Source organism: Hoyosella rhizosphaerae (assembly GCF_014643175.1).
Lineage (GTDB): Bacteria > Actinomycetota > Actinomycetes > Mycobacteriales > Mycobacteriaceae > Lolliginicoccus > Lolliginicoccus rhizosphaerae.
Map to the genome: position 1 here is coordinate 361977 of NZ_BMJH01000002.1, position 13560 is coordinate 375536.

The following is a 13560-nucleotide window of genomic DNA, read 5'->3' on the forward strand; positions in this document are numbered from 1 at the left end:
ATGCAGGTCATAGCGTACGGCCTGTGGGGTACTTTTCGCCAGTCGGGTTCGACGCTTCCCGGATTGTGGAATCGAAGCTCATGCACGCGATCCGCATGATAGGTAACGATTAGATAACACGCTTGTATGTCAAAGCATCCGGTGAGCCCCCCAAAAACAACACGTGACGTGTGCAAATAGTAAAAGATGAGGATATTCTCATGATCGACCATTTTACTACTGGAAAGTAGCTTACGGCAGGCTCAAAAAAACATGAGGGAAACCTCACGAATGTGTGTCACTCTGTGTCCAGCACACCGTCGGCAACCCAACTCACCCCACGAGTAACCGGCTCAGTGCTATCGACCACCCCGTCACGGGCGCACCACAAAGCAACCCGTGCCCACGTAACACCGGGAGAAAACACGTGACCTTGAGCGAACACCCCATTTCCCTCAATCAAGCTGACCGCAACCGGACGCACGGCCACCCTCACCGTGCGCTCGCCCACAGGTTCCGCGACGGCCTGCCTTTTGCGCTGACATTTGGCGGCCAGGGAGCCCCCTGGTTGCCCGCGCTAGGTGAACTCACCCACGACGGCGGAACCGTGCGAGACATTGCACAACTAGTCGATGCCGCCAACAGCTTGCTCGAACCGATTGAGCAGGAACTGCTCGTCATTCGCCCCCAATTCGCGCCCGGCGAGTGGTTAGACAACCCCGACCACGGCGTTAACATTTCGACCGCGGCGGTGTCACTACCTGGCGTTTTTCTCACCCAGCTAGCTGCCATTCGCTTGTTCGCCCTTGAAGGGTTCGACGTCAACACCGTCGCGCCTGCCGCCACCGCCGGACACTCACAAGGTGTGCTCGGCGTGGAATCGATCAAACACCAGGGTGAGCGGGATACCGAACTGCTCGCAATCGCGCAATTAATCGGTGCTGCAGCATCACTCGTGGGACGGCGACGCGGATTGCGCTCGCAGGGCGAACACTCTGCGATGGTGTCCGTCTCCAAGGTGGACCCCGCAGAATTCGCTGCGATTGTCGACTCGTGCACCACCGGTATGCACCGCCACCAGGCACCGGTTGTGGCCATCCGCAACGGCCGCCGCCGCGTCGTGGTGTCGGGGCGGCCTGACCATATTGAACGCATCATTCGGCGCTGCGCGGACATCACCGCAGGACAGCAGGCCGAACGCGATGCTCATACCCGCGGTGGTCGCGTATTCGCTCCTGAATTTGAACCCGTTTCGGCAGAGGTAGCGTTCCATCACCCAGGGATGTTCGAAGCGGTGGAACTCGTCACCGAATGGGCATCGGCCTGTGGTCTCGACAGTGACCTCGCTACACGTCTGGCCACTGCCGCACTTGTTGACCCTGTCGATTGGGTCGACTCAGTTGAGTCTGTACTCGCCGAGGGCGTGCAGTGGGTAATCGACGTGAGTCCCGGCGACGGTTTTGCTCGGCTCACCGCATCAAACGCACGCGGCCTCGGTGCAGCGGTCATCCCAGGTGGAACGCGAGGAGGCCACCGCAACCTCTTCACCCCAGGTGCTGCTCCAGAATTATCGCCCGGGTGGTCCGACTACGCCCCGAAAACTGTCACCCTGCCCGGCGGCCGGATCGTCTGTGAGACGAGTTTTACCAGGCTGACCGGTCGTTCGCCCATCATTCTCGCTGGCATGACGCCCACCACGGTTGATCCCGAGATTGTGACAGCCGCGGCGAACGCTGGGTTCTCGGCCGAGCTCGCTGGCGGGGGCCAGGTGACGGAGGAACTGTTCACTCAGCGGGTGAAGGAACTGGAAGAACAGCTTGCACCCGGTCGTGCGGTTCAGTTCAACGCATTATTCTTGGACCCGTACTTGTGGAAACTACAGCTTGGCGGCCGCAAACTACTGCAGAAGGCGCGGGCAGGGGGAGCACCGTTTGACGGCGTCACCATCTCGGCGGGAATCCCGGAACTCGACGACGCTTTAGCAATTATCGACGACCTTACTGCTGCTGGTTTGTCGTATATCTCATTCAAACCCGGCACCGTTGCGCAGATCCGATCGGTTATCCGCATCGCCGCAGAGGTTCCTGACCAGCCCATCATCGTGCACATTGAAGGCGGGCGCGCGGGAGGCCACCATTCGTGGGAAGACCTTGACGACTTGCTCATCGACACCTACGCAGAGCTGAGGTCACGCAGCAACATCGTTATCGCCGCAGGTGGCGGAATTGGCACCCCGGATCGCGCCGCCGATTACCTGACAGGCCGCTGGGCAATCCAACACGGGTTCCCCGTCATGCCAGTGGATGCGATCCTGATCGGAACTGCTGCGATGGCCGCGCGGGAAGCAACAACCTCGCCTGAGGTTAAGCGTCTGCTTGTGCAGACCCAGGGCACAGATCAGTGGATCGCCAGTGGTGCAGCAACCGGCGGAATGTCGTCGGGACGCAGCCAATTGGGCGCGGACATTCACGAAATTGATAACGCCGCATCGCGCTGTGGGCGGCTCCTCGACGCCGTGGCCGGTGACGCAGCAGCGGTTGACGCTCAACGCGAAGAAATCATCGCGGCCCTCAATAGCACGGCAAAACCGTACTTCGGTGACGTCGGCACTATGACGTACCGGCAGTGGCTTGAGCGCTACGTTGAGCTGACCGTAGGTAACTCGGCGCCGCGGTGGGACATGGGCGGCGACTTCCACGAAGCGTGCCTCGACTCGTGGGAGTCAGTGTGGATTGACGACACCTGGCGGGACCGGTTCGCCGCGATGGTTCGGCGCACGGAAGCGCGGCTACACCCAGCAGACCGCGGCACTGTTCCGTCACTGTTCTCGACGGATAAACACCTCGAGCAGCCGCACGCGACGATCGGTGAACTCACGGCTCATTACCCAGACGTGAGCAACACGATCCTGCATCCGGGTGACGTTCCTTTCTTTCTTGAGCTGTGCAAGAAGCCCGGCAAACCCGTCAACTTTGTTCCCGTCATCGGCCCTGATGTCCGGCGATGGTGGCGGTCGGATTCCCTGTGGCAAGCACACGATCCTCGCTACACCGCTGACCAAGTCTGTGTGATCCCTGGCCCGGTTGCCGTGGCCGGGATCACCAAAGCTGATGAACCCGTCGCGGAAATCCTGGGCCGTTTTGAAACAGCGACAGTAAACGCCGTGGGGGCGTCGCACGCGCCGACAGTCGTGGCTCGGCGTCGCAGCCACGCCGCGAACGCGCTCGGCGTTCTGCTTGCCGCACCGGATGTCGTGTGGTCACACAGACTCGTGAAGAACCCTCTCTGGAAGCTGGGATCGCCAGCACAGTGGCGCATCATCGCCGATGGCGTTGCCGCGCATCCCGCAACAGGTGCGCAACTGCGCCTCACCGGCGATGCAACAGCTGTTCTGGACTGCCCTCTACGAGGTGCGCAGAAACCTGAAGCCAGCGTGAGCATTCTCTTCACCATGCCAGATTCGTGCGCAGACGGCGGTGCGCCGCTTGTCACCACAGAGGACGCAACCCAAGCGATGCGTGCGCTCCTGACCATCACCGGCGGGGGACGGGAGCTACCACCGGTACGTAGTGGCACCGCCACGTACGGCACGACGTTTAGCCCGGACATGATGGCTGATCATGCTGCGATCACCGGAGACAAGCTTGGTGACCATCTGCTTCCGACGTCGGTGCCTGATGTGCTTGTTGGCGCTGCCTGGCCCGCAATTTTCGCCGTCATCGGCGCAGCCCGCACCGTCGATGGTCAATCGTGCGCCGAAGGCGTTCTCGACCTCGTGCACCTTGATCACCATGTGGAGTTGAAGCGTCCGTTCCCTGCGGACGAAACATCGCTGGGCGTTAGTGCACACCTAGTGTGCGTGAGCGACACCGAGGTTGGACGCGTCATCGAGGTTGCTGTTGAACTCGATACTGTTGCCGCGAAACAAACTGAACGAGTACCGCTCGCGGTGTTGCAGGAAAGGTTCGCGGTGCGAGACCGCAGGGGCCGCGCAGCACTCGGCGAAGCACCAGCGGTGGCTGATGACTTCACCGCGACACCGCGCAAAGTTGTGCGCCGCGCGACAATCACCGCACCTCACGACATGCGCGCATTCGCTCGCGTATCGGGAGACCACAACCCGATCCACACCAGTGACGCCGCTGCTGCGCTCGCGGGTCTGCCTGGAACGATCGTGCACGGAATGTGGCTGTCCGCTGCCGCCGAGCACCTTGTTGCCGCCATTGACCTGAAGTCCACCGTCCGTAGTTCGCCACGAATCGCAGCGTGGACCACGCGTTTCCTCGCCCCAGTAAGACCAGGCGATGTCATCAGTCTCAAGATTGAGCGAATTGGTGTCCGAAACGGTGCCGAGATCCTCGAGGTGGGATGCAAGGTCGGCGACGTCACTGTCATGGTCGGAACTGCACGCATGCACCCACCCCGTACCGTCTACGCCTTCCCCGGCCAAGGAATCCAGCACAAAGGCATGGGCCTCGCCGCGATGGCGTCGTCACAGGCGGCCCGCTCAGTGTGGGAACGCGCCGACGCCCACACGCGTAACGCACTGGGCTTTTCGATCCTCGCGATCGTTCGCGACAACCCCACAACGCTGAAGGCCCGCGGAACCACGTATCGACACCCGGACGGAGTCCTGTTCCTCACCCAGTTCACCCAGGTTGCGATGGCCACTCTCGCGATGGCTCAAGTCGCCGAACTGCGTGAAGCCGACGCCTTCACTGAGGACGCCTACTTGTGCGGCCACTCAGTCGGCGAATACAACGCCCTCGCCGCCGTCGCCAACGTGCTGCCGCTCGAAGCGATTCTCGAACTGGTGTTCCGACGAGGCTCCGCGATGCATGCACTCGTTCCCCGTGACGCGCAGGGGCGCAGCGACTACCGGCTCGCGGCGATCCGCCCGGCCCAAGCTGCGATCCTCGACGATGACGTTGCTGACTTCGTGGCCGCTGTCGCCACTGAATCCGGCGAGTTCCTGCAGGTGGTCAACTACAACCTCCGCGGTTCGCAGTACGCCATCGCCGGCACAGTAAAGGGGCTGCAGGCGCTCGAAGCGGAGCTCGACGAACGACGCAAAGAAACAGGCGGTAAGCGGGCGTTTATCCTCGTTCCTGGCGTCGATGTGCCGTTCCACTCCGACGTTCTGCTCGGTGGCGTGCCAGAGTTCCGGCAACGTCTCCAAGAATTGGTTCCGCACACAGTCGACCCGGCGATCCTCGTCGGTCGGTACATTCCGAACCTCGTTCCGCGCTTGTTCAGCCTCAGTCGTGAGTTCGTCGCCGAAGTGTGCTCGGTTGTCGATTCGGAGCCGTTGCAAGCTGTCCTAGACGATTTCGATGCCGCGGCTCAGGATCCACAAAAGTTGTGCCGCACCATCCTCATCGAACTGCTGGCCTGGCAGTTTGCGAGTCCGGTGCGATGGATCGAAACCCAAGATCTGCTGTTCGCTGACGAATGTGACGGGGGAGTAGCAGCAGAAAGATTCGTCGAAATCGGTGTCGGTAACGCACCCACCTTGGCGAACCTGGCCGCAGGGACACTGAAAGCTGGGCGCTTTGGGGCGGCACCGGCACTTTTCAACAGCGAAAGAGACGCGCAGGCGGTGCGCTTCGTCGACACGGATCCAGACCTCGAGGACGACCTGGATTCAGGCGAGGAGTTGCCTGCAGAGAATTTGCGCGCCGAGGCTCCTGTCGTGGCGGCACCTGTAGCTGTTCAAAACCAGACAAGTGCCACCACAGCAGACCTGCCCTTCACTGCGGCCGACGCAACACGAGTGCTCATCGCTTTGTGGACTAAGCTTCGACCCGACCAGATTGGCGCGACGGACACCATCGAGAACCTGTGCGACGGCGTATCGTCTCGACGCAACCAGGTGCTACTTGATCTCGGCGCGGAACTGAACCTCGGCGCAATTGACGGTGCTGCTGATGCCGACATCTCAGCGTTGTGCACCACCGTGAATCGACTAGCTCGAACCTACTCACCATTCGGGCCAGTCTTATCGGACGCCATCAATGATCAGCTACGCAAAGTATTTGGCCCCACCGGAAAGCGCCCGTCATACGTCACTGACGTCGTCAGCGGAACGTGGAAGCTCGGCACTGGTTGGGTTAGTCACGTCAGCGCCGAACTCGCACATGCCACCAGGGCCGGTGCGAGCAGCCGTGGCGGTGAACTGGGATCACTCGGCACCGTGGACGTCACCAACGCCGACGCGCTGGTGGATGCAGCAATACAGTCCGTGGCTCGCCGCGCCGGTGTGACCGTCGAGAAGCCAGTGCAAAACAACGACACCGCCGTCGACTCGTCTACTGTCGCAGCACTCACCGGTGCCATTACAGGTCCCGATGGTGTGCTCGCCTCCACCGCCCGCCACTTGCTCCACGAACTCGGACTAGCGGAGTCGGCAAACGCCGGGCTGCTGGAAAGCGTCGCCGAAGCGGATATCCACGACCTCATCGCTGCAGAACTGGGAACCGAGTGGCCACGTTATGTCGCACCAGCATTCAACCCCGACAAAGCAGTGCTATTTGACGACAGATGGGCCAGTGCCCGTGAAGACCTCGCACGCATGTGGGTGGGCAAGCCAGTAGGAGATTTCTGCGGCGCAGGAATGATCGTGGCCACCCAGGCACACTGGTGGGCAACACAAGCTCGTGATCAACAGCGCCCGGCTCTTGCAGAAAATTACCTACGCATCGCAGCCGAAGCTGTCGTCGACGACCCCGGCACCTGGGGCGACGAAGTAGCCGTCGTCACGGGAGCCAGCGAAGGTTCAATCGCCGCAGCCGTTGTCGCGGAACTTCTCGCTGGTGGTGCCACCGTCATCGCCACTACGTCCACACTCAACAGTCAACGCCTCGACTTCTACCGGACTCTCTACCGAAACCACGCTCGCGTAGGCAGCGCACTTTGGGTCTTGCCCGCCAACATGGCGTCATTCACCGACATTGACGCACTGATCGAGTGGGTCGGAGCCGAGCAACGCACGACCGTCGGTCCCGTCAGCGACATCAGCAAACCTGCACTCACACCCACCCTGCTCATCCCGTTCGCAGCGCCACCCGTGGCCGGGCAACTATCCGACGCCGGTGCCCGCGCAGAGCAGCAAATGCGCATCCTCCTCTGGTCCGTCGAACGGCTGATTGGAGGACTGTCAGCATTGGGGAAAGACCGCGACATCGATACCAAACTGCACGTTGTCCTACCAGGCTCACCCAACCGCGGAGTCTTCGGTGGCGACGGCGCATACGGCGAATCCAAAGCAGCATTCGACGCCATCATCGCGAAATGGAAGTCCGAAACCCACTGGCCACAACGAGTGTCCCTCGTTCACGCTCTCATCGGGTGGGTTCGCGGAACGGGACTGATGGCCCACAACGCCCCACTCGTCGATGCCGTCGAAGCAGCGGGAGTTCGCACCTGGTCACCGGACGAAATGGCGCAGCAACTCCTCGCAGGATGCCTCGACGATGCACGAACCTGGGCTGAAGTGGAACCCATCGAACTCAACCTCACCGGAGGCCTCGACACCGCTGCACTCGACCTCGCGGAACTAGCCCGATCCCTCGAGAAAGACATCGCAGAAAAACCATCAGAACCTCTCGACGTCATCAGCGCGCTACCCGCACCACCGGCCGTCGACGACGCACAACGCCTCAACTGGGGCACCGTCGCCGCTAAACCTGAAGACATGATCGTCATTGTCGGCACAGGGGAACTTGGGCCCTACGGTTCAGCGCGCACCCGATTCGACATGGAAGTCTCCAACCAACTCTCCGCGGCCGGAGTCCTCGAACTCGCCTGGAGCACCGGTCTCATCACCTGGCACGACGAACCACAAGCCGGATGGTACGACACCGCCACAGGCGACTGGGTAGCAGAAGAAGACATCGCCGACCGCTACCACGACACCGTCGTCGCACGATGCGGCATCCGCACCTTCGACAACGACGGGGAACTCAACGACGGCACCGCCCCACTACTCAGCTCCGTCTACCTAGACAAAGACCTCACCTTCACCGTCGCAAACGAGACCGAAGCACGCGCATTCCTTGCGGCAACACCCGACTCCACCACCATCCGGTCACTCCCATCCGGCGAATGGCAGGTCACACGACAAGCCGGAACGGAAATACGTGTCCCACGACGAGTGGAACTCACCCGCACAGTCGGCGCGCAAATACCCACCGGCTTCGACCCCACCAGTTGGGGCATCCCAGCCGACATGGTCAGCGCCATCGACCGGGTAGCAGTGTGGAACCTCATCACCACCGTCGACGCGTTCCTCAGCTCCGGGTTTACCCCCGCTGAACTTCTTCGGTGGATCCACCCCGCAGATCTCGCCAACACCCAAGGCGTCGGAATCGGCGGAATGCAATCAATGCGATCCCTCTACATTGATGCACTACTCGGCGAAAACCGCGCCAACGATGTCCTGCAGGAAGCCCTGCCCAACGTCATCGCCGCCCACGTCGTGCAGTCATACGTCGGCAACTACGGAAACATGCTGCACCCCGTAGCAGCGTGCGCCACCGCGGCAGTATCGGTGGCAGAGGGCGTCGACAAGATCAAACTCGGCCGCGCCCAGTTCGTCGTCGCCGGTGGATTCGACGACCTCGGAGTAGAAGGCATCGTCGGGTTCGGTGACATGAACGCCACCGCAAACACGCAAGACATGCTCAACAAAGGCATCGACCCTGCACGGTTCTCGCGCGCAAACGACCGCCGACGAGGCGGATTCGTCGAAGCACACGGAGGCGGCACCGTCCTTCTCACACGTGGAGACATCGCCGCCGAACACGGACTGCCCGTCCTCGGCGTGGTGGGCTGGTGCGGCACCTTCGCCGACGGCGCCCACACCTCCATCCCCGCGCCCGGAATTGGAGCACTCAGCGCCGCACGAGGCGGACGCCAATCCGAACTGGTGCGCGACCTCGCGAAACTAGGCGTCACCCCCGACGACATCGCCGTCGTCTCAAAACACGACACCTCAACAAACGCCAACGACCCCAACGAGTCCGAACTGCACGAACGCATCGCCGCAGCCATCGGCCGAAGCGAGGGAGCGCCGCTCTTTGTGATCTCCCAGAAGAACCTCACAGGCCACGCAAAAGGCGGAGCAGCTGCGTTCCAACTCATCGGCCTGACACAAGTGCTGAACCACGGCGTCATACCGCCAAACCGCAGCCTCGACTGTGTAGACGACGTACTCAGTGAACACCCGCACCTAGTTTGGGTACGCGACACCCTACGGTTCGACACCGGACTGCCACTCAAAGCTGGACTTGTGACAAGCCTCGGGTTCGGGCATGTCTCCGCCCTCATTGCCCTCGTCCACCCCGAAGCGTTCCTCCAATCACTAGGTGCGCAACGAGCGGAAACGTATCTGCGCAACGCTGCCGCTCGCACCTTGGCGGGGCGTCGACGGCTCACCTCCGCCATGTTCGGCGGGAACAGCATGTACGAACGCCCCGAGAACCGGCGACTCACCGGGAACACCCGCGAATCAGAGGCGGCAATGTTGCTGGACATCGACGCACGCCTCGGTGTCGACGGCAACTACACAGCAGCAGAGGCAGAGTAGTGATCGCGATGGCTGTGCGTGGAATAGGGTTCGACCTCGTCAGTATCAGCCAGTTCGCTGCGCAGCTCGCTCGACCAGGCACCCTCATGCATCGACACTTCACACCCAGCGAACGGCGAGCATGCGCTCATGCAGTGGATGGCCCCGACAGGCAGTACGCAACCCGCTGGGCAGCCAAGGAAGCACTCATCAAAGCCTGGTCAGTGTCGCGATTTGGGCGTCCGCAATTGATGTCCAGCGTGGACTACCAGGACATCGAGTTGATCACCGACAACTGGGGGCGGCCAAGCCTGCAGGTACACGGAGCCATTCGCGAGTACCTCAGCGACGCCACAATCCATGTGTCACTGACCCACGAAGGCGACATGGCAGGAGCCTTCGTGATTGTCGAAGAATGACCATCACCGGCTGTGCGGCACTTATGTGCTGCGCAGCCGGTGCCGCATTTCCCGTTCCGTCGATTTGAGGTATGCCCCCAGCATCCGCTTGAGTTCAACGACCGCTTCGGGATGAGATTGCCCATCACGGACCGCGAAGTTCAACATCGAATACACCATGTGCACGCACACCTCGGCGATCTTCTGGTTGTACTCCGGCCCTGCCGTTGGGAACAGTGGTTCGATCACACTCGATACTTGCTGTGCCAGCGTGCGCTCGTAGATCACAGCGGTGGTCCGCGTCGCAGGCGTTGATTGCACGGCCAGCCACACGGCGCGCCTCGATGGATCGCGGAGCCACAAGTTCGCCAAGTGGTCGAGAAACCTGTTCAGCAACTCTGGCCACTCCAGGGCGGGAACTTCGGTCGCGAATGCCGCAAGTTCACGCTGTACCGCAACGAGGTCTTGGCGGTCGAGTTCGCACACAATGACGTACTTATTGGCGAAGAACTGATACAACGTACCGATCGGTACACCCGCACGTTGGGCGACTTCCTCGCACGTAAACGACTCGAAACCTTCGTCCACGAGCAGGTTGCGCGAAGCCGAAAGAATCGCTTCGAACTTGCGGCGGCTGCGTTCCTGCGCTGGTCGGCGGCGGGGCAGTAGTTCCTCTGGCGCGCCCGCCGGTTCCGGAATCGACGCCGCAGGTCGCGCAGTGCGTGACGATCTGCTCAGCGATGATTCCACGCCCCGAAGGATATCGGTATGTCGCAGATATTTCTCGGAACCTAGTGTGGTCGTTCACTTTGGTGCGGCTCGATTCGGGTGGCCGACTTTGCCCATGCTCCCACTTTTGACGGACGCTCCCACTTTTTCAGTGCAAAAGTGGGAGCGTTTGCACAAAGTGGGAGCGTCACCGGGAGGGGCCCGGCCCGGCGCTACCGTCATCGGGAGGGGCCCGGCGCCAACGTCACCCGCCGAAGCGCCGCGCGAGTGCAATGGCCCGCTGAAACCGTTCATAGATCACGGCCGGATCCGCCAGGTCGGCCCACGTCCAGCGCACTGTGAGCCATCCTTCGCCGCGGATTCGGTCTTCGCGCTGCTTCTCTCGCCACAACACGTCTTCGAGGTTTGCGTCGCCATTGAGGGCGCGACCGTACTTGACCTTGCCGTCAAACTCCCCAGCGATGCGCAGCGACTCCAGCGCGAAATCCACTCTCGCGAGCAATCGGCGTGAAAGCGAATCGCGGATCTCGTGCTGGATCGAAAGCGCAGGCAGGTCCATCGCGAGCAACACAGCGCGGCTACGGGATTCGCCGACACTTTCGCTACGTGCGTCCAACTGGTCGAGGACGGTTCGGGCCTTGCCTATTCCGCGCCAACCACGCATGTCCTCCACCACTGCCGCAATCGCTGCCAGGGTGGTGCGTTGGTGCCGTAGTGCGTAGTCACCGGTGACGAATACGGATTCGGCATCAGCGGTGCGTGCGATGTCAACAAGGAGCCGCTCAACTGTGTTGACGGCGATGCCTTCGCGTTGTGTGATGTGGTCCGCGGGCAGTGGTGCTCGGTGGAGTGTGCGCCGGTTGCTCGATTTTCCGCTAGCGGTTGAATCGCGGGTGACATGGATAGCGTCGAGAGGCAAACCCCAAGTGGGCAGCCCGTGGAGTAGTGCTGCTGTGACATGACTCCCGACGGTGCCGCGGGTGCTGGCGGCGATGAGTTGCCGAGCGACCGTCAGGTGTGTCTGTGCGGCTGTGTGCGATGTCGGTAGGTAGAAGCCGTGGTGTGTGCGGTGCAAACCCTGGGAGGTGAGCGCCAAACGGATGCTGCGGTCGGTCAGTCCTGCGCGCAATGCGAGCTGACGATTGGTGGGGAGTTGGTGGGGTGCCGCATGAACAATGACACCCCGCCAGACCGGCGGGTGCGCTCCGCGGCAGAAATGCTGTGGATAACAACACCCGTGTGGACAACTTCTTAGACGTCGAGGTCGCGTCGCAGTTTTGCTACGTGCCCGGTGGCGCGGACGTTGTACTGGGCTTGTTCGACGGCGCCGTTTTCGTTGATGAGGAACGTCGAGCGGATTACCCCTTGGACAACTTTGCCGTACATTTTCTTCTCACCGAACGCGCCCCACGCTGTCAGGGTTTCTTTCGACGGGTCGGAAAGTAGTGGGAAGTTGAGTTCCTCTTTGTCGCGGAATTTCGCGAGCTTTTCGGGTTTATCCGGTGAGATGCCGACGATGTCGAGTCCGGCTTCGTTGAGTTCCGCGAGGTTGTCACGGAAATCGCATGCTTGTTTGGTGCAACCGGGAGTGCTTGCGGCTGGGTAGAAGTAGACGATTACTTTGCGTCCGCGGTAGTCACTGAGTGAGACGTGGTTGCCGTCTGCGTCAGGAAGAGTGAAGTTTGGTGCGGTGTCGCCGGGGGAGAGTCGGTTATTGTCAGTCACACTAGGCAAGGTTAGGCGAAAATACACGACTTGGTGTCCTAGTGTGTTCTAACATTAGGCGCCGAAAGACTTCTCAGCTGATGGAGGACATGTGTCCAGAAACCCCGAAAGCATTGAGCGCGACATTGAGCGGGCTCGGGAGCAGCTTGCGAGCACGCTTGACGAGTTGGTGGTGCGTGCGGATCCCCGGCGTGCCGTTGACAACGTGAAGGCGCGTGTTATTGCGAAGTCGGAAGAGCCGGAAGTTCGCATGGCCGTTGCTGGCGTTGGTGTGTTGTTTGTGCTGTTCGTTTTGTGGCGGATTTTCCGCTAACGCTGCTTAAGCGTTTTCTGGGGCGGGTGGTGCGGGTTTTCCTCGCGCTGCCCGCCCTTAGTGCTGCCCGCCCTTAGCGCTGCCCGCCCTTAGCGCTGCCCGCTCTAACGCTTTGACCAGTGCGAAATTCCGACGGCGATCAACTTAAGTTGATTTTCGCCGCGCTGGATGATGTCGCGTTCTTCTGCTGGGTTGCGGTGGTCGGCCCGTAAGAGGTCGTCGATGATGGCGAGGATTGTTTGGACGATGAGGTCTGAGACCCATTCGATGTCGTCGTATTCCCAGTCCCGCATTGCGGGGGATCGGCCGAGGTCGGCGGCGAGTTCTCTGCCGAAGAGGCGTAGTTCGATGGCGATTGCGCGTCTGATTTCGACGGCGCCGCCGTATCTCTCTTGCGAGATGAAGCGGAATTCGCGTTCGTGGTCGCGTACTTGGCGCGCGATGATGGTCAGTGAGTTGTGTACATCGAGTGCGTCTATGTTGCGGCGTGCGTCGCGAAGGATTTGGCGGAGGGCCTTGGCGCTCATTTCGACGAGGTTGACACCGAGGTGTTCCATCGAGTCGAAATGCCTGTAGAACGCAGTGGGTACGATGCCGACTGCGCGTGTTACTTCCCGCAGCGACACGCTCGAGAAGCTGCGGTCATCGAGTAGTTCCAACGTCCCGTCGAGGAGTGCCTGGCGGGTCCGTTCTTTGCGTTCTGATCTGGTTCCGGGCCCTGTCACGGGGATCAGTTTAGTTGGAATTGGTCCGGTGTACGCCATGACACTGTCGCGGGGATCACGTTGGTGGCTGTTGACATGGGGGTCTTTCCTGGCGCAAAGTATTGGGTGTACACACGTTCACTGAAA

The 13560-nt window shown here is 61.2% G+C and carries 7 protein-coding genes; 3 read left to right on the forward strand and 4 right to left on the reverse strand.

The window, feature by feature from the left end:
• Positions 1–406: 406 nt before the first annotated feature.
• Positions 407–9565, forward strand: a complete 9159-nt coding sequence (locus IEW73_RS09895) for a type I polyketide synthase (protein ID WP_188673988.1) — start codon at positions 407–409, stop codon at positions 9563–9565.
• 8 nt (positions 9566–9573) lie between these two features.
• Positions 9574–9963 carry a holo-ACP synthase AcpS gene (gene acpS, locus IEW73_RS09900; protein WP_188673992.1) on the forward strand — a complete coding sequence of 130 codons (390 nt, stop codon included), beginning with the start codon at positions 9574–9576 and terminating at the stop codon, positions 9961–9963.
• A gap of 21 nt (positions 9964–9984) precedes the next feature.
• On the opposite strand, the gene IEW73_RS09905 is transcribed toward acpS, so the two are convergent.
• From IEW73_RS09905 to bcp, 3 genes are all read right to left on the reverse strand, one after another.
• Positions 9985–10692 (reverse strand): TetR/AcrR family transcriptional regulator, encoded by a 708-nt coding sequence (locus tag IEW73_RS09905; protein ID WP_188673996.1) that lies wholly within the window; start codon positions 10690–10692, stop codon positions 9985–9987.
• A 223-nt stretch (positions 10693–10915) separates the two neighbouring features.
• Complete coding sequence (locus IEW73_RS09910) at positions 10916–11800, reverse strand: hypothetical protein (protein ID WP_188673999.1); 885 nt, start codon at positions 11798–11800, stop codon at positions 10916–10918.
• Between the two features lie 122 nt (positions 11801–11922).
• The gene (bcp, locus tag IEW73_RS09915; protein ID WP_188674002.1) at positions 11923–12396 is read right to left on the reverse strand and encodes a thioredoxin-dependent thiol peroxidase; all 474 of its coding nucleotides are present in this window, start codon (positions 12394–12396) and stop codon (positions 11923–11925) included.
• Positions 12397–12487: 91 nt separating this feature from the next.
• On the opposite strand from bcp, the gene IEW73_RS09920 reads away from it, so the two are divergent.
• Positions 12488–12709 carry a DUF3618 domain-containing protein gene (locus IEW73_RS09920; protein ID WP_188674005.1) on the forward strand — a complete coding sequence of 74 codons (222 nt, stop codon included), beginning with the start codon at positions 12488–12490 and terminating at the stop codon, positions 12707–12709.
• 104 nt (positions 12710–12813) lie between these two features.
• On the opposite strand, the gene IEW73_RS09925 is transcribed toward IEW73_RS09920, so the two are convergent.
• A complete protein-coding gene (locus IEW73_RS09925; protein WP_229675905.1) occupies positions 12814–13434 on the reverse strand; it encodes a TetR family transcriptional regulator in 621 nt (206 codons plus the stop codon).
• Positions 13435–13560: the final 126 nt, after the last annotated feature.

What these genes read in the sequence shown, in the direction of transcription:
- acpS (WP_188673992.1), top strand. Translation starts at nt 9,574, where the DNA reads ATGGCTGTGCGTGGAATAGGGTTCGACCTCGTCAGTATCAGCCAGTTC.